Below are 23,935 nucleotides of genomic sequence, written 5' to 3'. Positions count from 1 at the left end.
CCTGAGCCCACGAGGGGGTGCCATGGCGAGCGCGGAGCCGCAGGATGATATCGGAGCGAGTGGGCTGACCCGCAGGATCCTGGTCGGAATGGGCGCAGGTCTGGTGGTGGGGCTGGCCTTGAATGCGTTCGGCCTGTCCGATGCGGGATACGCCTCCCAGTTCGTGGTGCAGGGCCTGTTGCACGTCGGCGGCGCCGTTTTTCTTGCGAGTCTGAAGCTGCTGGTGGTGCCGCTGGTTCTCGTTTCGTTGGTGTGTGGAACCGCGGCCTTGGACGACATCTCCCGCCTCGGTCGGCTCGGTGGTCGCACGTTGCTGCTCTACCTCTTCACCACCGCGGTGGCGATCACCCTCGCGATCACCGGAGCGATCCTGATCCAGCCCGGGGCCGGCTTCGACCTTCCGACCGACGTGGAGTTCCAGGGGCGTGCCGCGCCGTCGCTCGCCGACACGCTGATCCAGATCTTCCCGACCAATCCGATTCACGCGATGGCCGAGGGCAACATGCTCCAGATCATCGTCTTCGCCGTGCTCTTTGGCCTGGCCATGACGATGGCCGGGGAGGCGGGAGCGCGCATGCTCCGCTTCTTCGAAGATGCCAACGCCGTCGTCATGCGGCTGGTCGGGTTGCTGATGCGCATCGCACCGATCGGCGTGTTCTGTCTGATCGCCAAGGTCTTCGCCGAGCAGGGATTCGAAGCCTTTCAGCCGTTGCTCAAATACTTCTTCGTCGTGCTCGGTGTTCTGCTCCTGCACGGCCTCGGCGTGTATCCCGCACTCCTCACCGTGCTCGGGCGGCTCGATCCCAGGATGTTCTTCCGCAAGATGCGCTCGCCCCAGGTCGTGGCCTTCAGTACGGCGAGTTCCGGCGCCACCCTGCCGGTGACGCTCCGCACCGCCGAGCGCCGCCTCGGTGTCGACAACCGGGTCGCCTCGTTCACGGTCCCGCTCGGTGCCACGATCAACATGGACGGCACGGCCATCATGCAGGGCGTAGCGACGGTCTTCATTTCCCAGGCCTACGGCATCGATATTGGCCCCGGCGGCTACCTGATGGTCGTGGTCACGGCGACCCTGGCTTCGATCGGCACCGCCGGCGTTCCCGGCGTGGGCCTGGTCATGCTCGCCATGGTGCTCCGCCAGGTCGGTCTACCCGTCGAAGGCATCGGCTTGATCATCGGTATCGACCGTCTCCTCGACATGGTCCGCACTGCCGTCAACATCACGGGCGACGCCGCCGTCACCTGCATCGTCGCCAAGGGCGAAGGCCAGCTCGACGCGGCGATCTACGCCGACCCCGAAGCCGGCAACTAACTGAACGCAACAGCGGGGACGGGGTTTACAATTGACTTGTTGCAAGGGGGCTTTGCCCCCTTGCAACAAGTCAATTGTAAACCCCGTCCCCGCTGTCGCGTTAGATGGAGTCGTGGGCGCCGGGGGTGAAGAGGGGCTGGATCTGGTAGCGGGTGATGTCGGCTTCGAGTTCTTCACTCGGCGGGGCGATGGGTTCCTCGGCGGCGGCGGCGAGGGTCGTTGCGAGGAGTCGGGCGTCGCTGGAGGTGTTCAGGAAGAGACCCTCCCGGGCCAGTACGTAGTGGACGGCTCGGCGTACGGGCTCCGGGTCGAGGAGCGGCTCGTACCAGCTGAAGCGGCGTGTCTCGTCACCGTTCCAGCGGCGGCGCGCCACGGATTTGATCGTCTGGAGTGCGACGTTCTCCTCTTCGCAGCGGGAGATAAGCGCTTCGACATCCGCGGCGTAGTCCGGCTGCGCCATCATCGTGTAGTTGTACGGGAACAGGACGGAATCGAACGAGAACCGGTCGAGGCTGCGCAGGTGCATCGCGGCCACGCGGGTGCCATGGCCTGTCACGCCGATGAAGCGGACCAGACCCTCGTCCCGCGCTTCCACCAGGGCTTCCAGCGCTCCGTCCGGGCCGAGTGCGGTCGTCCAATCGTCGTCGGTCACCAGATTGTGTAGCTGGATCAGATCGACCGCATCCACCCGCATGCGTTCGAGCGAACGGTGGAGGCTCTCGCGGGCAGCGGTCTTCCCCCGGTCGCCCGTCTTGGTGGCAAGGAAGAAGCGCTCCCGGTGCTCGCGCATCCAGGGGCCGATGCGCAGCTCGGCCTCGCCGTAGGAAGCGGCGGTATCGATGTGGTTGATCCCCGCCTCGAGGAGCTGCTCCAGGACGGCATCGGCTTTTTCCTGGCGCATCGCGGCGAGCGCGGCGGCCCCGAACAGGATGCGGGTGCTCTCGTGGCCCGTACGGCCGAAGGGCAGGGTCGAAATGGGCATGGCTTCTCCGAGGGAAAAAATCCCAAGACTTCAGGATAGCTGTGGTCGAGTTCCCTCAGAACCCGTTGCCCTGGAGACCTCCATGAAGTGGATCCTGTACCGCATCCTTCCCCTCCTCGTCATCCTGCTCAGCCACGTTGCCGTGGCGCAGGTCGTGAAACAAGTCCCGATCAAAACGGTGAAGCCAGTGGTCGTCCGCCCCAAGCCTCTGCCGGCCGTGCCCGAGCCGACGGCCGCCGCCGCGTTCGCACTCGGAGCCGTGCTGGTCGTAGGAGCGATGCGCCGCCGACGCTGAGTCCTGCGTCTTTCTGACGGTGCGATACGTTCGCGCCTGTGGAGGAGGAGCACGAACCGACCAGCCTGGACGAGTGGCTACGTAACTGGGTCACGGATCCAGCGCTGCGCCCGATCCTGATCGTCGTGGTGGCGATCGTGGCCACCAATGGGGCTGCCGTGCTGATGCTCGCCCTGGCCAATCGGAACCCGTTTGCGCTCGCAGCCCTCGCGATCCTGATCGTGGCCAGCGTTCGAGAAGGCGTTCGCTTCTGGCGAACGGGCCGCCGCGGCTTCGTTGCGGGGCTCGCTCTCATGTGGGGCCTCTCGGTGCTGGGTGCCGGAGCTGCCGCCGTCTGGCTGCCGAGTTGAGCGACGCGCTCGAAGCGGTGGCCGCGGCCTTCGTCCCCGGCCGGGTGCAGATGTGCGCACCACTCGGCAACGGCCACATCCATGCCACCTTCGGGGTCGACGTAGAAACCGACGACGGCCCTCGCGCCATCGTGTTGCAACGGCTCAATACGGAAGTCTTCAAGGGCCCGGAAGCGTTGATGGAGAACATGCAGCGCGTGGCCCGGCATGGAGGCGTCTCTGCATGGGTTCCGGAGCTCCTGGCAACGCAGGAAGGCAAGGTGCTCCTGCGCACGCCCGAGGGTGAGGTCTGGCGCGCCTGGGAGCGGGTGCGGAACACCGAGAGCTTCGATCTCGTCGAGAACGTCACGGTCGCCCGGGAAATCGGCCGAGCGTTCGGCGCCTTCGTCTCGGGACTGGCGGATCTACCAGGTCCGCCGCTCCACGCGACCCTGCCGGATTTCCACGACACCGCTGCACGGCTCGAAACGCTGGAAACCGCGATCGCGGAGGATCGGGTGGGCCGGGTGACCGAGGTCGGCCCCGAGATCGAGGGGCTGCGAAGCCGCGCGCCATTGGCGCGAGCGCTCGCCCAGGGAGCCCTCCCCGAGCGGGTGATCCACGGCGATACCAAGGCCAACAACGTGCTCTTCGATCGGGCCACGGGCCGAGCGGTCGCCGTGGTCGATCTCGACACGGTGATGTCCGGTCTGCTGGCGTGGGATTTCGGAGATCTGGTGCGCTCGGCAGGCAACGCTGCGCTCGAGGACGAGGCGGATCTGGCCAAGGTGAGCCTGCGCATCGACGTGTTCGGTGCCCTCGCCGATGGATGGTTCGAGACGGCCGGCGCCCTGATGACCCCCGCCGAGCGGGCCAGCCTGGCCGTCGGGCCCCAGGTCATGACGTACGAACTCGCGGTCCGCTTCCTCACGGATTTCCTGGATGGCGATCGCTACTTCCGCATTCGCGATCCCGCGCACAATCTGCGGCGCACCCGTGTCCATCTGCGCCTGCTGGCGTCCATGGAGAGCCAACACCAGGCGATGGAGGCCGCGCTGGTTCGGGCCGCTGGGGCCTGAACCCACACTTCAGAGGCCGCGCCGCTCGATCTCCTTCCGTGCCCAGACCAGGCCTTCGGCCGGGCTGGCGAAGCTCCCGTCGAGCTGGGCCCCATAGCACGCGGCGAGCACCGGCCCGAAATCCGGCCCCGGCGAGAGCCCCAGCTCGATCAGGTGACGTCCAAGGACGACGGCTTCGGGGGGCGCGTGGCAGACGTCGAGCGCGGCGGCGCGGCCGAGCAGCCACTCCCCAGCCTCGAAGGGAACGACGGCCAGGGGAGGGCGCCCCTTCTGGTCCGCCGAGGCCACGCGGACCAACCGGTCGATGCGGCCCGCTCGCTGCGCGAGCCGCCGCACCGCCGCATCCCCCGCCTTCGCCTGAAAGAGCTGAACCGGTGTCAGGTGGGCGAGAACCAAGGGGACGACTTCCTCGACCAGCGCGGCCTCGTGGGTCCAGCGGGCGAGCAGGCTTCGGGTCGGCGCTTCGCCTGCTTGCTCGTGCCGGATCGCGCGCACCCGATCTCCCTCGCGGCGGGTGGTCTGGGGCTTGCCGAGATCGTGGCATAACACCGCCAGGCCGACGATCAGGTCATCCCGTTCGTTCCCGCTGCGCTCCGCCGCGAAGACATCCATGCAGTGGAGGGTATGCGTCCAGACACAACCTTCCGGATGCCAGGTCGGATCCTGGGGCACGTCGATCAACGCTTCGAGTTCCGGCACGCTGCGGGTCCAGCCGCAATCGCGCAAGAATTGCAGGCCCCGGGAGATCTCCACCCCCTCGAGCACGAGCCTCCGCCACTCGCCGAAGATCCGCTCGCGAGGCAGCCCCTTCGGGTCGAGTCGCCGGCATCGCAGGGTGGTTTCCGGAGCGACCTCGAGTTGGAAGCGGGCGGCCAGCCGCATCGCGCGAAGCACCCGCAGCGGGTCATCGTCGAAACGGACCGAAGTGTGGCGCAGTCGCCGGGCCTTCAAATCCTCCAAGCCTCCCAGCGGATCGATGACCTCGCCGGTTCGCGGATCGACGGCAATCGCATTCAGGGTGAAATCTCGTCGCAGTGCAGCCGTTTCCGGTGTCGCGTCCGGATCCCATTGGTCTCGCTCGCCCGGCCGCCTGGGGACCGCGATGTCGATCGCCAGCCCGCGGAGGTGGAAGATCGGAAAGGCCCGGCCCACCTCCACGGCGGATAGGCGGCGAGCCAACACTTCGCGCAACCGCTGCGGGGAGAGGCCGAAGACTTCGACGTCGACATCCTGGGCCGCCCGGCCTAGGGCGCTATCGCGGACGCAGCCGCCCACCGCCAGAGCCCGGCCGCCGGCTTCGGCCACCTCCTCGCAGAGGATGTGCATGGTCTGTCGAACCGCCGGATTGGAAAGATGCAGTTCCACCGAGGAGGAAGCTAGCAGCGGCTGGCTTGCGGTACGTAGCAGCGGCTGGCTTGGGGTACGCTCCCGCCCGGAGGTGAGGCGTGGGCGAGGAGAACGGCGAGCGCAAGTTCCGCTGGGTGGGCACCCGGCCGATTCGGCACGACGGTGTGGACAAGGTGACGGGCCGCGCCCAGTTCGGCGCGGATTTTTCGCTACCTGGCATGCTGTGGGGGCGGGTCCTGCGGAGCCCCCACGCTCACGCGCGCATCGTTCGTATCGAACCCCGCGCAGCCATGGCGATGGAGGGGGTGAAGGCCGTCGCCACCTCAGCGGATTTGCCCGAGGTCGAGCCGGGCCCCGGCCCGACGAATCTGGCGCATCTCTCTCGCAACGTGCTGGCTCGGGAAAAGGTGCTCTACCACGGCCACGCGGTCGCAGCGGTCGCTGCCACCAGCGAGGCCCTGGCCGAGCGGGCCCTCCGCGCTATCGAGGTGGAGTACGAGCCGCTCCCGGTCGTGCTCGATCTGGACGACGCGATGGCGCCCGGCGCAGCGATCCTCCACGAAGACCTGAAGACCCGCGGTGGCGAGGACCAGGGGCCGACGAACGTCGCGGCCATCACCGAATACGATCGCGGCGACGTCGCCGCCGGCCTGGCCGACGCGGACGTGGTGGTGCGACGCAGCTACCGCACCCAGACCGTCCACCAGGGCTACATCGAGCCCCATGCGGCGTTGGCCCACACCGGCGCGGACGGGCAATCGGTCCTCTGGTGCTGCACCCAGGGCGCCTTCATGGTGCGGGCCTACTGCGCTGCGCTGCGCTGCTCGGCCTGGATGTGTCCCAGCTCAAGGTCATCCCCAGTGAAATCGGCGGAGGCTTCGGCGGCAAGACGACCGTGTACCAGGAGCCCCTGGCAATCCTGCTCGCGCGCAAGGCGGGGCGGCCCGTGAAGATGGTGATGAACCGGGAGGAGGTCTTCCGCGCAACCGGCCCCGGCGCCGCCACGCATGCGGAGATCGAGCTGGGTGCCCTCCGAGACGGAACGCTCACGGCGGCGCGCGTGCGCATGTGTTTCGAGGCCGGCGGTTTCCCCGGTTCCCCGGCCGGCGCGGCCGCGATGACCGTGCTCGCGCCCTACGATATCCCCAACTACGCGATCGAATCCCTCGACGTCGTATGCAACAAGCCGCGCACGGCGGCCTATCGGGCACCCGGCGCTCCCCAGGCGGCCTTCGCCATCGAGAGAGCCCTCGACGAGTTGGCGGAGAAGCTCGAGATCGATCCGATCGATTTGCGCCTGGGTTGCGCGGCCAAAGAGGGGACCAAGACACCCTACGGGCCGAAGTTCAAGCGGGTCGGCCTGATCGAAACGCTCGAAGCCGCACGCGATTGCCCCCACTACCGGGCCCCGCTCGGCCCCAACCAGGGTCGTGGTGTCTCGGTCGGTTTCTGGTTCAACGCCGGTTTGAATTCGAGCGCCGAGGTGCACTTGAACGAAGATGGCACCGCAGTGGTCGCGACCGGGAATCCGGACATCGGCGGCTCGCGCGCTTCGCTGGCGATCATGGCCGCCGAAGAGCTGGGGATCGATGTCTACCACGTGCGCCCGGTCGTTGCGGATACCGATTCCGTGGGCTTCACGGATCTGACCGGCGGCAGCCGTGTCACCTTCGCGACCGGCCAGGCCGTCATCGAGGCCTGTCGTCAGGTGGTGCGTGAGCTGCGAAAGCGGGCCGCGAAGATGTGGGAATGTGATCCGGAGCAGGTGGATTTCGTCGATGGCCGCTGCGTTCCGGCGGAGGGCTCGGGCCTCTCGGACGAGCCTCTCACGGTGGCCCAGGTGGCTCGCCAGGCGGGCAGGACGGGAGGGCCGATCAACGGGCAGGCCCAGCTCACGGCCCGCGGCGCCGGGCCCAGCTTCGCCACCCATCTCTGCGATGTCGAAGTCGATCCCGAGACGGGGCGGGTGGACGTGCTCCGCTACACCGCGGTTCAAGACGCCGGCCGCGCCATCCACCCGAGCTATGTCGAAGGTCAGATGCAGGGTGGGGCGGCCCAGGGTATTGGATGGGCGCTGAACGAGGAGTTCGTCTTCGATGCCCAGGGCGTGCTCGAGAATCCGGGTTTCCTCGACTACCGGGTGCCGGTGGCCTCCGACCTTCCGATGATCGAGACCGTGTTGGTCGAGGTGCCGAATCCGAACCACCCCTACGGCGTGCGCGGGGTTGGAGAAACGCCCATCGTGGCGCCCCTGGCCGCCGTCGCGAATGCGATTCGCCAGGCGGTGGGGCTGCGCATGACGAGCCTTCCGATCTCGCCGCCGCGCCTGCTGGCGGCGCTCCAAGAAGGCCGCGGCGGGAATTCATGAGTTGTCTCGTGGAGATACCGGCTTCCCTTCGTGCGCTTTGTGAGGGCGAACTGCACGTCCATGTGCCGGCGGGCAGTGTCCGCGCCGTGGTCGGTGCCCTCGACGAGCGCTTCCCCGGTTTCCGCGAGCAGCTTGGGCAGGATTTCGCCGTGGCCATCGATGGCGAGCTCATCCAGGATCCCTGGCTCGAGCCGGTGCCGGCCGGCGGCGAGCTGCATTTTCTTCCCGCGATCGCGGGCGGCTAGGAGTTCCCTTGAGTGCGAGTGCGGCCTATGCCGCTCCGGAGAATGTCGAAGCCGCCGTGGCCCTGCTGGCCGATGCAGGGCCCGAGGGCCGGGTGTTGGCAGGCGGCACGGATCTGATCGTGCAGATGCGGATGGGCCGGTGCAGCCCGAGGCTGATCGTCGATGTGAAGCGCATCCCTGCCCTGATGATCTGCGAGCTCGGAACCGAGCACTTGCGCCTGGGTGCAGCCCTTTCCACCGCCGAACTGCGCGAGCGGCCCGAGGTGCGTGCGTTGTTTCCGGGCCTGGTCGAGGCGGCTGAGCTGATCGGCTCCGAGCAGGTCCAGGGCCGAGCCAGCCTGGGCGGGAACCTTTGCAACGGCTCGCCTGCGGCCGATAGCGTGCCTGTGCTGATCGCCGCCGATGCGACCTGCCTCATTGCGGGCCCGGCCGGAACGCGGGAGGTACCGGTCGAACGGTTCTGCACCGGCCCCGGCGAAACGGTGCTCGCCCCCGGCGAACTCCTCGTAGAACTTCGCGTCCCGCGCCCGCCTGCCCGGACGGCGGATGCCTACCTGCGTTTCATTCCCCGAACCGAGATGGATATCGCCGTTGCGGGTGCGGCGGCTCAGCTCGAGCTGGGCGAAGATGGGCGCTGCCGCAATGCCCGGGTTGCCATCGGCGCGGTGGCGCCCACCGCGCTCCGCGTGGAGGAGGCCGCCGAGGCCCTGGTGGGAAGCGATCTCGGCGAGGCTGCATTGGAGGCGGCGGTCGCTGCGGTCCGAGCGGTTTGCCGGCCGATCGATGACGTCCGCGCTCCCGCGGCCTATCGCACCCACGTGGTGGGCGTGCTGTTGAAACGCGCCATTGGCATCGCGGCACGCCGCGCCGCAGGAGAGCCCTCATGACTCGCATGCACATCACCACCCGTCTGAATGGCGACGAGACGGATTTCCTGTGTGAGCCCCATCAGACCCTGCTCGATGTGCTGCGGGACGAGCTGGAACTCACAGGTACGAAGGAGGGCTGCGGCACCGGAGATTGCGGTGCGTGTTCGGTCACGCTGGACGGTCGGCTGGTCTGCTCCTGCCTCACCCTCGCGGCCGAGGTCCAGGGCCGCTCGGTCGGGACGGTGGAGGGTGTGGCAGGGCCCGAAGGCCTCCACCCCATTCAGCAGAAGCTGCTCGAGCACGCGGGCCTCCAATGCGGCGTGTGTACGCCGGGGATCGTGGTGGCGGCCAAGGCCTTGCTAGAGCGGGAGCCGGATCCGAGCGAGCGCGAGGTGCGCTTCTGGTTGGCCGGAAACCTTTGCCGTTGCACGGGTTACGACAAGATCATTCGAGCGATCCTCGATGCAGCAGCGGAGATCAGGAATCCACCCGAAGCGGGTGCACCCGCGTAGAGGCAACCCGATCCAGAAGCGGGGACGTTCTTTCCGCAGTATCCGTTGTTCGCTTTCCCGCAGAGCAGGAAAGCGAACAACGGAAACTGCGGAAAGAACGTCCCCGCTTCCGGATCGGAAATGCGGAATGGGCCTCACCCCGGTAGCCTGCGCGCCCATGAAGGTTGCCCGTCCCATGCGCATTGCCCTGGGCGCGGTCCTGCTCGTGCTGGTGCTGCACCTGATCTTCGGCGACCACCCATGGGAAGAGGGCGCGGTCGATCGACGCCCGAACGGGAAGCCGATCCGTCCCATCGATCTCTGGATCGCCTACGGCTACTGGGTCGCGGCCGGTGTGGCCGTCGTCACTGCGGCGCTGCTCGCGACCGTGCATCTCTGGTTCGATCGGTTGGCGGCACCGGAGCGTCTCGATCTGGCCCCGCCGCCCCGGCCCTCGAAATGGGTGATCGGCGCCGTGCTCCTGGCCGTTCTCACCGGAATCGCCGCCGGTGTACCGCGCATGGATGACAGCCTCTGGGATGACGAGCTCTACAACGTTCGACGCTCGATCTGGGGTGGCTATGTCGAAGACCCCCGCGATGGTCAGCTCGAAGCGAAAGAGGTCAAGCTGCGGGACACCTTCTGGTACTACCGCAAGCCCAACAACCACGTCGTCCACAGCCTGCTGGCCCGCGCCTCGGTAAGTGTCTGGGCCGCCGTCACGGATCCGCCGGTGCGTTTCGTTTCGGAAACCGCACTTCGCATTCCCGCGATGTTGGCTGGTGCGGGATCGATCGCCGCCGTCGCCTGGCTTCTGTGGCGGCTCGGCTTCGCCGGGGCCGGAGTGATGGCCGCCTGGATCCTCGCCCTCCATCCATGGCACATCCGCTACCTGTCCGAGGCGCGGGGCTATTCCCTGGCCATGTGCCTGGTTTCGGTCACGCTGCTGCTCGCCATCGCCGTGTGTCGCCGGGGCACCTGGCGCCGCTGGATCGCGTTCGGTGTCGGCCAACTCCTGTTGCTCTGGACCTACCCGGCCACGCTGTATCACGCGGTCGTGCTGAACGCCGTCGTCGTGGGCTTCCTGTGGGCGCGGGATCGCGGCACGCCGGAGTTGCGCTCCCAACTCACGCGGCTCGTCTTCGTCGGCTCCGCGGGGGCACTCTTCTTCGGGCTGATGATGACCCCGAACATCGTGCAGTTCCTGGAATACGCAGAGACGAGGAGGGGACACTCCGATCTCGGCATACGCTTCCTGCGCGAGGTGGGTTGCTTCCTGCTGGCGGGTGTCGAATGGGGAAGACCGAATCCGGAGGCGGCCTTCTTCTATCCCCGCCTCGGGGGAGCGCCCGGCGCACTCCTCGGCTCGGTCATCTTCCTGTCCGTGTCCGCACTCTTCTTCGGAGCGTTCCGCCTGGCACGAGCAGGGGGCCTGCGCGCGGGCGTCGCGGCTGTCCTGCTCTTGGCGGCACCGCTCACCTGGTTCCAGTCCTACCTGCACGCCGATCACCTCTACGTCTGGTACCTCTCCTTCGCCCTTCCAGCCGCCGCCATGCTGGTGGCGCTCGGGCTGGACGGGGTCGGCCAGGCTCTCCGCAAGCCGTGGGCGGGCAGGATCCTGGCGGTCCTGTTCCTGGGCCTTGCGTTCGCACTCGCCTGGCCCGTGCATCACACCCAATGGACGCGTCCGTATTTCCCGCTTCGGGATTCCGTGGAGCTCACTCGGCCGATCCGCGATCCCCTGGCGCAAGAGAACCAACGCATCACCACCCTGGGCTGGACCTCCGGTCCGTCCTACTACGACCCCCAGGTACAAGAAGTCCGCACCACCGAAGCCCTGCTCCAACACATGCAGGAAGCCCAGGAAACGGGCGACGAGTTGTACGTGAACCTCGGCCGCCTGGGCATGGCATGGAAGCGCCACGAAGACCTGATGCAGATCGTCGAGGATGCGGAGCACTTCGAGAAGGTGGCCGTCCTTCCGGGGTTCTCGGAGGACCGCACCCGACACGTCTGGCGGTACAGGAAATAATGGAGGTGGTTCGCCGCTAGCGGGTGGCTCTCTCGCCGATCCACCCGATCATCACGGCATACATCCCCTCGATCGCAGCGGGGGCCGTCTCTTCGGCGCCAGCCTCGGGTTCGAATTCGGAGGCCCAGCTCAGCTCACTGCCCGCGCCCGCCTCTCGCACCTGCACCGTGGCCCGGTAGTTGGTCACCGGGAACGGGACGTTCTCGGGAATGGTGTAGACGAGCGTGCGGCTGGCTTCGTCGACGGATTCGAGTTGCTCGCGGATCTGTTGGCCGGGGGGGCCAATCAGCCGGGCCATTCCGGAGCCCGCGCCGATGAGTTCGACCTGCGTGCCCTCGGGCATCCAGCTGGTGTCGCCGAAATCCTCGACGACTTTCCATAGGGCGTCGGCTGAAACATCGAGGTTCTTCTTCACGCTGGCGCTGCCCATGGGTTCCTCCTTCGGGGCGACGAGTCTATCGCACGGGCCGTCCCGTGAGTCCGTGGGATCGCTCAGGGCGTGGAGGAGCGGCAGGGGTGCTCGAGTTTTTCGAGCAGATCACAGACCGATGGCAGGACGCCTACCTGGCTGCTGGCCTTCGGATGGCGATGGGCTTCCAGCAGAAGGGTTCGGCGCGCTTCCTGGAGATCGCCTGTGGCTGATGCGAGCAGTGCGAGAACGCCCGACACATGGACGGTGGCCATGCTCGTTCCGTTTGCGAAGGCGAACCCGCCGCCCGGAGCGGTGGAGACGATGTCGACGCCGGGTGCGGTGAGTCGAGGCCCGGGCCGCGGTTGCCTTCCGGGTAGGGCGCCCCTTCGCGGCCGGTGGCCCCCACGCCGATCACGCTGGTGTAGGCCGCCGGATAGAGCGCTTCCTCGCTCGAATCGTTTCCCACCGCCGCGACGAGCGATACCCCCAGACTGTCGAGCCGATCGGTCGCGGCTTGCAGTAGCGGGTTCGTGGGCCCGGCCAGCGAGAGGTTCACGATGTGGGCGCGGCGTTCCCAGGCGGCGTCGAGGCCGCGAACCACGTCGAAGAGCGCGCAGGCATCGCTGCGGTTCGGTGGGCCCGCGATGCAAACCGGGATCGCCAGGATGTCGGCCTCGGGCGCGATGCCGGCGATTCCGAAACGGTTGTCGGGCTTGGCGCTCAAGATGCCGGCGACCATCGTGCCATGGTGGGCAGGGCCGTTGGGTACGATCTGGGTGACGATTTCCACCCGCGCGAGATCCGGGTGGTCGGTTTCCGGGGCGGAGTCGAGGACGGCGATGCGGGCGCCGGCGCCGGCGCTGATGGTGCGCGCTTCATCGAGGTCGAGGTCGTCCAGGGCGTACTGCAGGGGCCGGTAGGGGTCAGGTCCGCTCAGGGCGTCTTCGGCGATTGCCGCGCTGGTCGAGTAGGTGTCGTCCGGCGTGACCGTGCCACCTTCCGGCAGACCCGGGACGAGCGAGCCGGCGCGTAGCCCGGCCGGCCCGCGCACCCTCGAAATCGACGCGCAGAGAATGGGGCTCCAGAACGAATCGACGATCGTTACGCCTTCGGCAAAAATCGACGAAGGATCGTCCAGGCCGTCGAGTGCTGTGCGGGGCAGGACCAACAAGACCGTCGCCCCTTCGGCTCCGACCGGTTCATCGAGCGCTTTGCTGATCCGCGGCGCCGATTCCGGAAGCGGAGCGCACGCCTCCTCGCCTTCTTCCGCCCACGTCGTGAGGGGGAGGAGCAGGCTCAGCGAGCAGAGCAGCGTAGAGAGGAAGCGCATCGGGTAGGTGGGGGTGCCCGCTAGCGAAGCGCGCGTTCGGCGAAGCGGGTGAGGCCGCTCGCGCGCAGGGCGGAGAGGGCGTCATCCAGCTCTGCGTCCGCCCCAATCGCCCCATTGGCGACCGCCAGTCGCAGTCTTCCCGAGGTGTTTGCAGGGGTGGCGACAACGCTGAGATCCAGCCGCGCGAGGGTTTCGCGAATCTCCGCCCAGGACGTCTCGTCCCGGAAGATCACCTCGACCGTGGGCAGCGTTTCCACGCTCAGCGCGGGAGCGGCTGCGGTGAAGAGCGGTTCGGGCACCGCGCGCGAGAGGCCGAGCCAGGCGCCGCCGACCAGGATCAACGCCGCGGCGGCCGCAGCCAGAAGATTGCTCCCTTGGCGATGGGGGCGTCGCGGTGCGGGTCGGGAGACATCCACCTGTTTCTTCACGCGCTGCAGCACCTGGCTGAAGAAGCGTTCGGCATCGGGAGCGTCACCGCCCGCGAGATCCGTCTCGTCCTGGATCCAGGAGAGCTCTTCGCGACAGGCCAGGCATTCGGCCGCGTGGCGATCGATCACCCCGCGTACGTTGCTCGGGAGTTCGGGTTCCGCATACCAGGCGATCCAGTCGAGGACCTCGGCGGGGCACGAGGCGGTACGAGACATGGCCATCGTCAGCCCTCCTTTCCGTTCGAATGGGTTTGTGCGCGCAGATGCTTGCGTGCGCGAGAGAGGCGAGATTTCACCGTGCCGCCGGAGACCCGCAGGCGCCGGGCGACTTCGTCGGTGCTGCGGCCTTCGACGATCGAGAGCTCGACGACCTTGCGCTGGTCTTCCGGAAGCTCCTCGATCCGGTACTTCGCCCAACGCAGTTCGTCGCGGGCGACGAGACGCGCCTCCGGATCCATTTCTCCGGCGACCGTCTCCAGATGCTCGATCGGTGTCGAGACCACGGCTGAGCGCTTCAGCCGCCCCTGGGAGCGGTAGGTCTCCCGGCACTTGAAGGTTGCGATGCCAAGGATCCATGTGGACACGCGGGATTTCGCCTGAAAACCGGTGGCACCTCGCCAGACTTCGAAGAACGTATCCGCAACGGCCTCCTCGGCGAGCTCCGGGCTGCCCAACCGCCGATTCACGAACGCAAACACGCGGGGGTAGTAACGCTCGAACAGGTCGCGATACGCCGCCTCGTCTTGCGCCGCAGTCTTGGCGAGCAGAATCCGGTCATGTCGATCGTCGTTCACAGGATGTGCCTTTGCATTTCGGACTACGGGCAACCGAACCCGGGAGGGCCGCAGCCGGTACCCACACTGGGGTCCACGACGATCGGAGGCAGGCGCCGCGGGCGGCTTCGGGGTGTCGTTCGTGTACTGACGACCGCCTGCGGGTTGGGTGCGACCCGGCCCCCGCAGATACTGCCCGCACTGCCGCAGGCACCCGGATGGGAGGTGCGGGCCGTGCTCGGAGGGCCGAGACCCGCGGTGTTGGGAGGAAGGCCCGCGCCGACCGAGGTCGGGGCGAAGCGATGCCGCGCGGGTCCTACGGCCTGGGCCGGCGTGCTGGAACCTCCGGTTGTCGCCAAAGTCTGACTCGTACGAGCGACCTGAGAGGATCCACCCTTCATGCGCGCTACATCCGCCGAATTTTCGGGCTCTCCAGCACCGATGCTGAGGCTCAGGGCATCCGATCTTGCGCAGGGCCCCGCGGGCGTGAGCCCCACGGCGCTCACGGCCCCGGGCAGGCTCAGGCCGAGGAATGCGATCCCGAGGATTGCGATTCCCAGAGGGAAGGGAACTCGTCGTTTCATGAGGCGCCTCCTTCGACGCTTCCCAGGGCGAGGATCACGAAGCCCCCGAACTGATCGCGACGATAGTCGAACACGGATACGTTGGAGCGGACCCGCTCGTGGATCCAACGCGCCTCGACCCTCGGGCGGCGGCCGAGTGCGCGACCCAGCACGAGGCGGGTCTGCAACATGCGCTCGTGGTGGTCACTGGAGGAAAGGCCGTACTGGAGCCCGGCGATCAAGGCATCCGGTTCGGGGAAGGTGCTGGGGTGGCGGTAGTCGCGAATCAGATAGCGGCCCGATGCCTCGAGATCGAAGCGGGCGGGCAAGGCCACGCGCATGCCGAGCTCCCAGTCGTGGGAATTGAAGGAGTACTCCTGGCCGCGGGCTGAGTAGTGGTGGAACCGGTAACCGGCCCAGGCGTTGAGGCGCTCGCTGAGCTGGAACTCCTGCAACGCACCGATCCAGCTGCCTTGACCGTCCCGGTTCCGGGCTCGGCTCTCGTCGAGCCCTGGGGGCGAGCAGACGATGTCGCCCGGGTCGAGGCACGCAGCACCCGGACGGCCCGGGCCGTCCGGAACGTCGTCATCCGAGAACCGGTAGTCGTCCCGGTGCAGGCCGAGCCGGACGGAAGTGGCAGAGCGCTCGTTCCAGGCGTGGTGCAGGGTGAAGGCCGCCGCTTGAGCCGATCGGAAGGGATCACCATCGACCCACGCGTAGCTCGTGGTCAGCTCGATTCGCGCCAGCGTGTCCACGCCCAGTGAACGATCGAGCCAGAGACTGAGCAGGGGTTCCGTGTGGTCGAACTCGCTCAGGTCGTCATGGACCTGGCCGCTGACATCGAGCATGGCCCCTAGCGCCCACGGGCCCTCGTTCCACAGATTGGCGCCGGTCTGCGCTCGCCAGCTGAAGCGGGTGTCCTGCTGTCCTTGGATCTCTTCGGGCAACCGCACGCCCGCGCCGCGCAACACCGCGTTGTCGTCGTACTCGCCGCCAAGCTCGAGCAGGAGCCAGGGGCCGGGTTGCTCCTCGTCGAGAGCCTCCAGGGTCCGCGTGGCCTGTTCAGCCCATGAGGTGCCGGGCCATTCTCTCTGGACTCGCTCCAGGGCGGCCCGGGCCTCCCCCTCTTGCCCCATCTCGGCCCGCGCCCGGCCCGCATAGAAGGAAGCCACGGGCTCCACATGGACCGGGTCGAGCTGCCGGGCGGCGTCGAAGGCGTGCGTCGCTTCTTCGGGACGCCGGAGGCCCAGGGCGACCAGTCCCTGGTAGAGCAGACGCTCGGGTGGGGAGGCGTCGCCCGCGGCCGCGACGGCGAGAGCCGCATCGGCGGCTGCGAGATCGCCGAGCTGGAATTGAGCGATGCCCTCCTGGAGAGCGAGCTCCGGACCTGCGACTCCGAGGGCTGCGGCGGCTCGGACGGCCTCCAGGGCAGCGCCGGGGTTGCCTTCGGCGTTCTCACAGAGAGCCCGGGCCCACCACAACTCGAGGTCCGCCGCGAGCGGCATGGACCGCAGATCGGGCAGGGCGGCTCCGCATCGTCCTTCGGCCACCCGGGCCAACAGACGCTCGCGATCGGCCGCAACCGCCTCGGCCGCCGCCGAGACGAGCGCCAGCACGATCAGCGGCGCACAGAGATGGCGCGGCGATCGTCTCGGGCCCTGCGGTTCAACCGCAACCTGCATCTCGTTCCAGGGTTGGCTCATGTTCCGGAAATGGCCTCGGGAAGAACCCTAACACCAGAAGGGTCCAGAATTTGAACGGGGTAGAAGATGTTCCCCCGGGGGACCTGTTCGACAGGTCGCCGTGTACCCGGTGAGTGGCCCGTCGGGCCCGCTAGGGTTCCAGTTTTTCTCCGCTCTGGGGAACCCAAATGCGAGTCGCGATCACCAACGGTCAACGGCCCTTAGGGTCAAACTCGCGCAGGAGTACGCTGTGTTGGCCACATCTCCGTCCCGTAGGCATCTCCGCAAGAAGCCGATTCAGGCTCGCTCGCGGCAAACCGTCAAATCGATTCTCGAGGCGGCCGATCGTGTCCTCCGTCGGGACGGCTATGACGCGGCCTCGACGAATCGAATCGCGCAGATCGCGGGCTACAGCGTGGGCTCGCTCTACCAGTATTTCGCGGACAAGGAATCGGTGGTCCGGACACTGATCGATCAGAGCCTCGCTGTCGAGGACGAGCTGGTCGGGGATTGCCTGGCCAAGGGGGCGGGCGAGCCGCTTGGCCAGGCGCTTGGAGCCCTCGTGGAATTCCTCCTGCAGAGCCGGTGGACGGACGCGCACGTGCATCGCACCCTTGAGAGCGAGTGCGGTGAGCTGTATGGCCAATCGGCGCTGGCCCGGGTCCTCGAGGCTCAATCGGTTTTCCCGACGGCCCTTCAGCAGCTGGCGGTCAAGCATTGGCCCGGACTGCGTCGCGATGATGTGGGCGCCGCGTTGTGGGTGCTGATGGCGGCTACGCAAGCGGTGACGTTCCAGGCGGCGGTGAATCCGCAACCGGATGTGACATTGGCGAGCCTGGTCCAGCACGTTGGCGAGGCCTGGAACCGCGCGCTCAAGGCGCCCGCGAGCGAGCATCCCCTCGTGGAGGAGCTGGCGCCGCTGTGGCAACAGGACTCGAATTCGTCCCCCGTCAACGCCTTGGCGGCCGCTCACCGGCTCGCCGAACTCCGGGCGCTTCTTCTCCGCTCCTCTTCCCTGAGCGATCCGGCTCGCTTTGCCCCGGCGGCATTCGCGTTGGCCTGTCTACCGTCCTTGGCCGCTCTGCCCGCATCGGCGCGGCCTGGCGTGAGCGATGAGGCACTCGATCGGGAGCTTCGGGTCTTCGCCTCGGCTCTCTTGGAGACTTGTCTACCGCCGGCCGACTGATCTCGAACCCAGACGCCCGCCATTGCGAGCTGCGCCTGAGGGCGTGAAGCTAGTCCCGCTCGAAAGGGGGGACAGTGAACCTGCTCCTGGATCTGGAGATCCTGGGCTGGCTACTGGTAGGGCTGGCCGGGCTGCTCGGCATTCCAACGCTCGCGGCTCTGGCAGCGGGTGAACCCTTCTCGCCCTATCTGCTGAGCGCGATCACCGCAGCGGTGCTCGGCCTGCCTCTGGCGATCTCCGCACGGGCACCCAATCGGCGCATGCGCAATCGCGATGCCTTCCTGGTCGTGGCAGGAGGCTGGTTGGTCGCTTCGACTTTCGGCGCGCTCCCCTACATGTTGTCGGGCGTGCTCGGCCCGGTCGACGCGCTCTTCGAATCCTCCGCAGGTTTCACGACCACAGGCTCCACCGTGATGACCGATCTGGAGAGCGCTCCGCGGGCCCTTCATCTGTGGCGCTCGCTCAGTCAGTGGATCGGCGGCATGGGCATCATCGTATTCGCGGTCGCCATCCTCCCGCTGCTCGGCATTGGCGGCATGCAGATGTTCAAGGCGGAGGTTCCCGGCCCGATCACCGACAAGCTCACGCCCCGGGTCGCCAATACCGCGCGTCGGCTCTGGCTGATCTACGTGGGTCTTACCGGGGTCGCCTTCCTGGCCCTGTGGGCTGCGGGGATGGGGCCCTTCGATGCGCTCTGTCATGCCCTGACGACGCTTTCCACCGGCGGTTTCTCGACCAGGTCGGCCTCTCTCGGCGCGTTCTCGCCGCTCATTCAGTGGCTGGTCGTCTTCTTCATGTTTGCCGCCGGAATAAACTCCGTGCTCCACCATCAGCTGCTGATGGGGCGCTTCCGGCAGGTCTTCCGGGATTCGGAGTTGCGCTTCTATGTGGCGACTGCGGCCGCGTGGATCGGCGTCGTGGCGGTGGGGCTGGCTTCCGCGGGGGAAACTGCACCACTCCGGGATGCGGCCTTCCAGGTGGTCTCGTTGTTGACGACCACCGGCTACGGCACCGCCGACTACGAATTGTGGCCCGCGCTCCCACAACTGCTGCTCGTTCCGCTCCTGGCGCTCGGCGGCATGGCCGGGTCGACGTCGGGTGGGTTGAAGTTGATGCGTGTCGTGCTCGGCTTGCGCTCGTTCCAGGTCGCGCTGCGACGGATCATCCACCCCCATGCGGTTCACACCGTGCGCTTCAATGATCGGGCGATCGCCGACGATGTGATCGCCGGCGTGGGCGTGTTCTTCATCGCCTACTTGTTGCTGACGTTCCTGGGCTCCCTGGTCGTCGGCTCCGCGGGCTACGACGTGATGACGGCCGTGTCCACTTCGCTCACCGCGGTCTCGAATGTCGGGCCGGGTTTCGGCGCGGTGGGGCCCGCCGGCAACTTCGCGCATCTCCCTGCCTATGTGAAGCTAAGCCTCTGCCTTTTGATGGTTGCCGGACGGCTCGAGATCTTCACGCTGATGGTGATCTTCTCTCCCGCGTTCTGGCGCAGGTAGCGGGGACGCTATTTCGGGTTTGACAGCTTCGCGTAGGTGCATAGACATCCTCCACAAGGAGGAAGCATGATGCGAACCGTTTCCCTTCCCACGAGATTCGATCGTTGGTTCAGTGAGCTCGATGGAGCGCTGCAGAGCGCGGCCCCCAGCGAGTTCTTCACACCTGCGATCGATATGTTGGAGCACGCCGATCGATACGAGATCCTGGCCGATCTCCCCGGCGTGAAGCAGGGAGAGGTGGACGTGGCCTTCAACGAAGGCACGCTCACGATTCGGGGTGAGCGCTCCGTACCCGAAATTTCCGGAGGCGAGGCTTCAGAAGGCGAGGCCTCCGAAAGGCGGCTGGTCCGTGCCGAGCGCCGCAGCGGCAAGTTTGCCCGCGCCGTCGTCTTCCGCGAGGAGGTCGACGTCGAGAAGATCGAAGCGACGTTCAAGGATGGCGTCCTCTGCGTCCGCGTCCCCAAGATCGAGCGTCGCAAGCCGCGTCAGATTCCCGTCGCCGTGCACTGAGCAGCAGCGATCCCCGCTGGTTTGCTCCCGGCGGCCCGATGTTTCGGGCCGCCGTCGGATCGTGCTTGAACACGGCGAGCCTGAGGGGCATCCTCTTGTGGATGACTCAGCCGGGCCGCTTCCGAATTCCGAGCCGCAATCGCGCTTTTGAGCAGCACCTGCATCCTGCAGTGCGCTCGGCGCGGCGCGTCGAGAGAATTCTCCTCTCGCTCATGGCCGAGATCCAGGGCGGTGAGCACACGGTGCGCATTCGCCAGATCTTCGAGCGGCCGCGCGAAATCTATCGGCTGGAGATCGAGTCTCCCGAGTGGGGCTACCAGCGCACGACCCTTCTCGACCGCGACACCCTCGAGGAGTTGCTGGCGCAGGATGGCGTGCGGGAGCGGATCGAGATCGCCGGCTGACGGCGCCCGGATGGCGGAACGGGTAGACGCGGACGACTTAAAATCGTCTGGCCATTGGCCGTGCAGGTTCGAGTCCTGCTCCGGGCACCAACCTCCAAGCGAGCAAGTCAACAGCGGGGACGGGGTTTACAATTGACTTTTCGGAGGGGGCGGAGCCCCCTCCGAAAAGTCAATTGTAAACCCCGTCCCCGCTGTTGACTTGCTCGGCTAGCGTTCCTCTGAGGGCAGGTCGAGGGCGTCGGTGATTTCCTTGAGCCTGTTCGACTCGGCGATGAACTCGATGCCAGCCCCGGCTTCGTCGTCCTCGGTCTCACCGGCGGGCGCGATCACACGCTTCGACCAGGCGATTCGACCGATCGTCTCGACCGGCGCTTCGTCGGGCACATGGATCTGGACGAGGACGCGCTGGCCCGGGGAGGGCGGATCATCCGTGCGGATGAACGCACCGCCGCGGGACACGTTCGCCACATACTCTCGCGTATCGCGGAAGTAGGAATGCCCGGTGCGCGGATCCGTTTCCGGATCGATGGTCGTGATGTGTACCGGGACGTGCACCGTTACGCGGCGATGCCGGCGGGATCGGTCGAACGAGTCCGTCATGATGTTTCCCCCTCCTCTCGCTTCGCCCTCACCGACCGGCAACTTGAGCCCCGACTGGCGGCCCATCCTCAAGGGAAAGCCGCCCGCGGTCGATGGAAAAGCGTCGCGGCCGAACCGGCCGACGTGGGGGACGCTTGTGGCCGGAGATCTGGGAACGCTGGGAGATGCGCTGATCGAGCGGCTGGGTCTGCCTGAGGGAGATCGCCTCGGTCTGCTGGAGGTCGGGCCGACGACGGTCACCTTGGCACGGGGGCTCGATGACGAGGAAGGCCTGCCCCGTTCGGCGCCGGTCCTTCGAGCGGAAATCGAGACCTTTCCGCTCGCATCCGTGCTCCGATCGATTCACGTCGCAGAACGCTCCGGCCTGCTGCGCTTCCGATATCGGGACCACCGCAAGATCGTGTACTTCGACCGCGGCGAAGTGATCTTCGCCTCCTCGAATCAGCGGGTGGATCGCCTCGGCGAGTGCCTGCTCCGCGCGGGCGTGATCGATCTGGGGCAGCTGCGCGAAGCCGAGCGGCGGTTTCGGCCCGCCGATGCCGGGGACCGCTTCGGCAAGGTCCTGGTCGAGTGCAGTCTGCTCTCTCCCCGTGAGCTCTGGAATGGGGTGAAGTATCAGGTCGCAGAAGTCGTCCGCTCGCTCTTCGCCTACGCCAGCGGCACCGTCTGGTTCTGGGAGGGCGAGGTCGAGCCTGACAATGTGGTTCGCCTGGCACTCGAGACGGCGCGGCTCGTGGACGAGGGTCTTCAGCGAAACGACGAACTGACCAAGTTCTTGACCGTGCTGCGAGATCCTCGCGTGGGCCTGGCCCGGGTCGAGAGCTTCCGATCGGATCTCGGCGGGAACGAGCGGGCCTTGGCCGATGCCATCGGCGTCGGCCGCTCGTTCGACGAGGTGTGCCGGGTGTTGGATTTCGATCCCGCCTCAGCCGCTCGGAGTATTCAGCTGCTTCGTCTGGTCGGTGCCGTACAGCTGATGCGGCTGCCGGAGACCAGCGGCCTGCTCGGGGAGTATGGCCCGGAAGGTGTCGATCAGGAAGCGTTGCGCGCGCGGGTCGGTTCCCTTGCGAAGCTGATCGCCGAGCTGGTGGGCGTGCTCGTGGAGAGTGAAGGCGATGAAGCCGCGGTCGTGGATCGGCTCGACCGGGTGCTCGACGACGCGACGGGCCGTTTTCCGGCACTGCTTACCGGCGTGAGCCTGACTTCGAATGGCGGGCTGGACGCGGACGTCCTGGTCGGGCGTGCACTCAAACTGCCTGGAAACCGGGAGGAGCAGCTGATGGGCGCGCTCGGGGAGTTGGTTGCCTACCTGGAGTTCGAGGTGAAGAAACACCCGAGAGTGGAAGACCCGGATCAGGTCCTCGAATCCCTGCGGGCCCATCGCCGAGAGGCGCTTTCGTAGGGACTCCCGGAGCATCCGGTTCGAGTCAAAACACCTGCAACCTCAATCGTTTGCGGTGTTGGCTCCAGCCGAAGGATGCGGAGAGGAGGGTTGCCTGCGATGTTGCCCCCCTGGATGAAGCCTAATCGCCCCCACCGCGCCCAAGACGCAAGCTCGCAAGGAATGTCCTCAAGATGGAGTGGCTGACCGGGGTCCATTCCGTGTTGGAGGCTCTGCGGGCAGGTCGGAGGGAACTCCGGCGGCTCGAGCTCAAGCCCGGGCGTGAGGAGCGGCGCGAACTGGCAGAAATCCGACGGCTTGCCGAGGAGCGGAAGCTCCCCGTGGCCGACCTGCGTTCGCAGGGCGGTGGCCGGGACGAGAGCCAGGGCGTTCGGCTCGAGGCCGGGGCGCTTCCCGAGCACGATCTGGAGCCGTTGCTCGCCGAGGCCCGCGCGGAGAGCCCGTGGTTGGTCGCACTCGACGGGGTCGAGGATCCGCACAATGTCGGCGCCGTGGCCCGGGTGGCCGAGGCGTGTGGCTGCTCCGGCCTGCTTCTGACGCGCCGCCACGCGCCAGCCCTGACCCCGGCGGTCTCCCGGGCGAGTGCCGGCGCGATCGAACATCTCCCCGTGGGGCGTGTTCCCAACCTCAAGCGGGCACTCGAGGCGCTGCGCGAGCATGGCTACTGGTCGATCGGCGCCGATGCGGACGGTGCCTCTCTCTATGAGATGGACGCCCGTAGCTGGGAGGGCCCGCTCGTCTACGTGCTTGGAGCGGAGGACCGGGGCCTCCGGCAGGGTGTGCGCGATGCGGTGGATTTCCGGGTGGGAATTCCCATGCTCGGCAAGGTCGAATCCCTGAATGTCTCGACGGCCGCCGCAGTTCTGCTCTTCGAGGGGGTCCGACGGGCCGGGGCTGCCAAGGCGTTCGGGTTCGCTAGCGACTAGCCTCGTAAGTCCCCGGAATGGAGTCGTTTGCGCGTTGCGGGTCGGTGAGGCTGTGTCTATCATCCCGGCTCGGTCGGCCTCAGGCTGGCGTAGCTCAGTTGGCTAGAGCAGCGGATTTGTAATCCGCAGGTCGTGGGTTCAAGTCCCTCCGCCAGCTCCAGGGTGCGCAGCATGAGACCGTTCGAGGCCGGGTTCAGGGCTTAGAGGGGCGGCGCAATTTCGGCCGCACAACACATTGATCAACGAGAACGACAGCGTTCGATCTCGCCACGGTCCCTCGTCGGAGGTTGCGCAGCACAAGAGCCGCGCAAATCGGCGAGGCGAGCGATGGTAGGTCTTACGCTCTCGTGCGTTTTGATTCACTAACACATGGCGGGGGCAACAATTCGATCGAGGCGCGTCCTCGAGAGGCGTGGAGAGGTACCGAAGCGGCCAAACGGGGCAGACTGTAAATCTGCTGTCTATGACTTCGGAGGTTCGAATCCTCCCCTCTCCACCATCTCAGTAGTTCCCAGGCGGGAATAGCTCAGCTGGCTAGAGCACGAGCCTTCCAAGCTCGGGGTCGCGGGTTCGAATCCCGTTTCCCGCTCCAACAATTCAACCGCTCACGTAGCTCAGTTGGTAGAGCACGTCCTTGGTAAGGACGAGGTCACCGGTTCAAGTCCGGTCGTGAGCTCCAGCCACCCGCACCCAACCAACACGGTTCAACACAGGAGTCGAGAAGAGTCGATGGCCAAGGAGAAGTTCGAACGCAACAAGCCCCACGTCAACGTGGGGACGATCGGGCATGTGGACCATGGGAAGACGACGCTGACGGCGGCGATCACGGCGCGACAAGCGCATAAGGGTCTTGCCGAGCCGGTGGCGT

Annotated in this window: 24 protein-coding genes, 5 tRNA genes and 1 pseudogene; 21 read left to right on the top strand and 9 right to left on the bottom strand. The window is 67.0% G+C overall.

The window, feature by feature from the left end:
- The first annotated feature begins 22 nt into the window (after positions 1–22).
- Positions 23–1,312: a dicarboxylate/amino acid:cation symporter gene (locus tag GY937_08485; protein MCP5056744.1), complete on the top strand. Its 1,290-nt coding sequence runs from the start codon at positions 23–25 to the stop codon at positions 1,310–1,312.
- Between the two features lie 100 nt (positions 1,313–1,412).
- Here GY937_08485 and GY937_08480 read toward each other — a convergent pair whose 3' ends face one another.
- On the bottom strand, positions 1,413–2,294 hold the full coding sequence (locus GY937_08480) for an aldo/keto reductase (GenBank protein MCP5056743.1): 882 nt from the start codon (positions 2,292–2,294) through the stop codon (positions 1,413–1,415).
- Between the two features lie 82 nt (positions 2,295–2,376).
- On the opposite strand from GY937_08480, the gene GY937_08475 reads away from it, so the two are divergent.
- The 3 genes from GY937_08475 to GY937_08465 are packed head-to-tail and all read left to right on the top strand — an operon-like array spanning position 2,377 to position 3,997.
- Entirely contained in the window at positions 2,377–2,589 is a 213-nt protein-coding gene (locus tag GY937_08475) for a PEP-CTERM sorting domain-containing protein (GenBank protein ID MCP5056742.1), read from the top strand.
- A 38-nt stretch (positions 2,590–2,627) separates the two neighbouring features.
- Positions 2,628–2,939, top strand: a complete 312-nt coding sequence (locus GY937_08470) for a hypothetical protein (GenBank protein MCP5056741.1) — start codon at positions 2,628–2,630, stop codon at positions 2,937–2,939.
- Entirely contained in the window at positions 2,936–3,997 is a 1,062-nt protein-coding gene (locus GY937_08465) for an aminoglycoside phosphotransferase family protein (protein MCP5056740.1), read from the top strand. The genes GY937_08470 and GY937_08465 overlap by 4 nt, the downstream gene beginning before the upstream one ends.
- Positions 3,998–4,006: 9 nt before the next feature.
- On the opposite strand, the gene GY937_08460 is transcribed toward GY937_08465, so the two are convergent.
- Positions 4,007–5,362 (bottom strand): CCA tRNA nucleotidyltransferase, encoded by a 1,356-nt coding sequence (locus tag GY937_08460; protein MCP5056739.1) that lies wholly within the window; start codon positions 5,360–5,362, stop codon positions 4,007–4,009.
- Positions 5,363–5,562: 200 nt separating this feature from the next.
- Here GY937_08460 and GY937_08455 point away from each other — a divergent pair.
- The 5 genes and pseudogenes from GY937_08455 to GY937_08435 all read left to right on the top strand — a co-directional run bounded on the left by GY937_08455 (position 5,563) and on the right by GY937_08435 (position 11,349).
- A pseudogene (locus GY937_08455) lies at positions 5,563–7,712 on the top strand (xanthine dehydrogenase family protein molybdopterin-binding subunit).
- On the top strand, positions 7,709–7,957 hold the full coding sequence (locus GY937_08450) for a MoaD/ThiS family protein (protein ID MCP5056738.1): 249 nt from the start codon (positions 7,709–7,711) through the stop codon (positions 7,955–7,957). The pseudogene GY937_08455 and the gene GY937_08450 overlap by 4 nt, the downstream one beginning before the upstream one ends.
- Before the next feature lie 8 nt (positions 7,958–7,965).
- A complete protein-coding gene (locus GY937_08445; GenBank protein MCP5056737.1) occupies positions 7,966–8,844 on the top strand; it encodes a xanthine dehydrogenase family protein subunit M in 879 nt (292 codons plus the stop codon).
- Positions 8,841–9,338: a (2Fe-2S)-binding protein gene (locus GY937_08440; protein MCP5056736.1), complete on the top strand. Its 498-nt coding sequence runs from the start codon at positions 8,841–8,843 to the stop codon at positions 9,336–9,338. The genes GY937_08445 and GY937_08440 overlap by 4 nt, the downstream gene beginning before the upstream one ends.
- 157 nt (positions 9,339–9,495) lie before the next feature.
- Positions 9,496–11,349 carry a hypothetical protein gene (locus tag GY937_08435; GenBank protein ID MCP5056735.1) on the top strand — a complete coding sequence of 618 codons (1,854 nt, stop codon included), beginning with the start codon at positions 9,496–9,498 and terminating at the stop codon, positions 11,347–11,349.
- 16 nt (positions 11,350–11,365) lie between these two features.
- On the opposite strand, the gene GY937_08430 is transcribed toward GY937_08435, so the two are convergent.
- The 6 genes from GY937_08430 to GY937_08405 all read right to left on the bottom strand — a co-directional run bounded on the left by GY937_08430 (position 11,366) and on the right by GY937_08405 (position 16,558).
- On the bottom strand, positions 11,366–11,779 hold the full coding sequence (locus tag GY937_08430; GenBank protein ID MCP5056734.1) for an SRPBCC family protein: 414 nt from the start codon (positions 11,777–11,779) through the stop codon (positions 11,366–11,368).
- Positions 11,780–11,909: 130 nt separating this feature from the next.
- Positions 11,910–13,091, bottom strand: a complete 1,182-nt coding sequence (locus GY937_08425; GenBank protein MCP5056733.1) for a S8 family serine peptidase — start codon at positions 13,089–13,091, stop codon at positions 11,910–11,912.
- Between the two features lie 20 nt (positions 13,092–13,111).
- Positions 13,112–13,741: a hypothetical protein gene (locus tag GY937_08420; GenBank protein ID MCP5056732.1), complete on the bottom strand. Its 630-nt coding sequence runs from the start codon at positions 13,739–13,741 to the stop codon at positions 13,112–13,114.
- A 2-nt stretch (positions 13,742–13,743) separates the two neighbouring features.
- Positions 13,744–14,313: a sigma-70 family RNA polymerase sigma factor gene (locus tag GY937_08415; protein ID MCP5056731.1), complete on the bottom strand. Its 570-nt coding sequence runs from the start codon at positions 14,311–14,313 to the stop codon at positions 13,744–13,746.
- Positions 14,314–14,336: 23 nt separating this feature from the next.
- Positions 14,337–14,876, bottom strand: a complete 540-nt coding sequence (locus tag GY937_08410; GenBank protein ID MCP5056730.1) for a hypothetical protein — start codon at positions 14,874–14,876, stop codon at positions 14,337–14,339.
- On the bottom strand, positions 14,873–16,558 hold the full coding sequence (locus tag GY937_08405) for a tetratricopeptide repeat protein (GenBank protein MCP5056729.1): 1,686 nt from the start codon (positions 16,556–16,558) through the stop codon (positions 14,873–14,875). Before GY937_08405 ends, GY937_08410 begins: the two co-directional genes overlap by 4 nt.
- A 232-nt stretch (positions 16,559–16,790) precedes the next feature.
- On the opposite strand from GY937_08405, the gene GY937_08400 reads away from it, so the two are divergent.
- From GY937_08400 to GY937_08380, 5 genes are all read left to right on the top strand, one after another.
- Entirely contained in the window at positions 16,791–17,723 is a 933-nt protein-coding gene (locus GY937_08400) for a TetR/AcrR family transcriptional regulator (GenBank protein ID MCP5056728.1), read from the top strand.
- A gap of 74 nt (positions 17,724–17,797) precedes the next feature.
- A complete protein-coding gene (locus GY937_08395; protein MCP5056727.1) occupies positions 17,798–19,225 on the top strand; it encodes a TrkH family potassium uptake protein in 1,428 nt (475 codons plus the stop codon).
- Positions 19,226–19,291: 66 nt separating this feature from the next.
- Entirely contained in the window at positions 19,292–19,735 is a 444-nt protein-coding gene (locus GY937_08390; protein ID MCP5056726.1) for an Hsp20/alpha crystallin family protein, read from the top strand.
- 101 nt (positions 19,736–19,836) lie between these two features.
- Positions 19,837–20,139 carry a hypothetical protein gene (locus GY937_08385; protein MCP5056725.1) on the top strand — a complete coding sequence of 101 codons (303 nt, stop codon included), beginning with the start codon at positions 19,837–19,839 and terminating at the stop codon, positions 20,137–20,139.
- Between the two features lie 4 nt (positions 20,140–20,143).
- Positions 20,144–20,229, top strand: a tRNA-Leu gene (locus tag GY937_08380).
- A gap of 117 nt (positions 20,230–20,346) precedes the next feature.
- Here GY937_08380 and GY937_08375 read toward each other — a convergent pair.
- On the bottom strand, positions 20,347–20,739 hold the full coding sequence (locus GY937_08375) for a hypothetical protein (protein MCP5056724.1): 393 nt from the start codon (positions 20,737–20,739) through the stop codon (positions 20,347–20,349).
- On the opposite strand from GY937_08375, the gene GY937_08370 reads away from it, so the two are divergent.
- The 7 genes from GY937_08370 to tuf all read left to right on the top strand — a co-directional run.
- Positions 20,738–22,141 carry a DUF4388 domain-containing protein gene (locus GY937_08370; protein ID MCP5056723.1) on the top strand — a complete coding sequence of 468 codons (1,404 nt, stop codon included), beginning with the start codon at positions 20,738–20,740 and terminating at the stop codon, positions 22,139–22,141. The genes GY937_08375 and GY937_08370 overlap by 2 nt on opposite strands.
- 173 nt (positions 22,142–22,314) lie before the next feature.
- The gene (gene rlmB, locus GY937_08365; GenBank protein MCP5056722.1) at positions 22,315–23,067 is read left to right on the top strand and encodes a 23S rRNA (guanosine(2251)-2'-O)-methyltransferase RlmB; all 753 of its coding nucleotides are present in this window, start codon (positions 22,315–22,317) and stop codon (positions 23,065–23,067) included.
- A gap of 83 nt (positions 23,068–23,150) precedes the next feature.
- A tRNA-Thr gene (locus GY937_08360) sits at positions 23,151–23,227 on the top strand.
- A 254-nt stretch (positions 23,228–23,481) separates the two neighbouring features.
- Positions 23,482–23,566, top strand: a tRNA-Tyr gene (locus GY937_08355).
- A gap of 16 nt (positions 23,567–23,582) precedes the next feature.
- A tRNA-Gly gene (locus GY937_08350) sits at positions 23,583–23,659 on the top strand.
- Positions 23,660–23,670: 11 nt separating this feature from the next.
- Positions 23,671–23,746 (top strand) — tRNA-Thr (locus GY937_08345).
- Positions 23,747–23,796: 50 nt separating this feature from the next.
- Positions 23,797–23,935 (top strand): elongation factor Tu (gene tuf, locus GY937_08340; GenBank protein ID MCP5056721.1); only part of this gene is annotated, 139 nt, incomplete at its 3' end.

Source organism: bacterium (assembly GCA_024228115.1).
In the GTDB taxonomy this organism is placed as follows: Bacteria; Myxococcota_A; UBA9160; order UBA9160; family UBA6930.
Note: the sequence above shows the minus strand (reverse complement) of the source record. Positions and strands in the feature narration are given on the sequence as shown.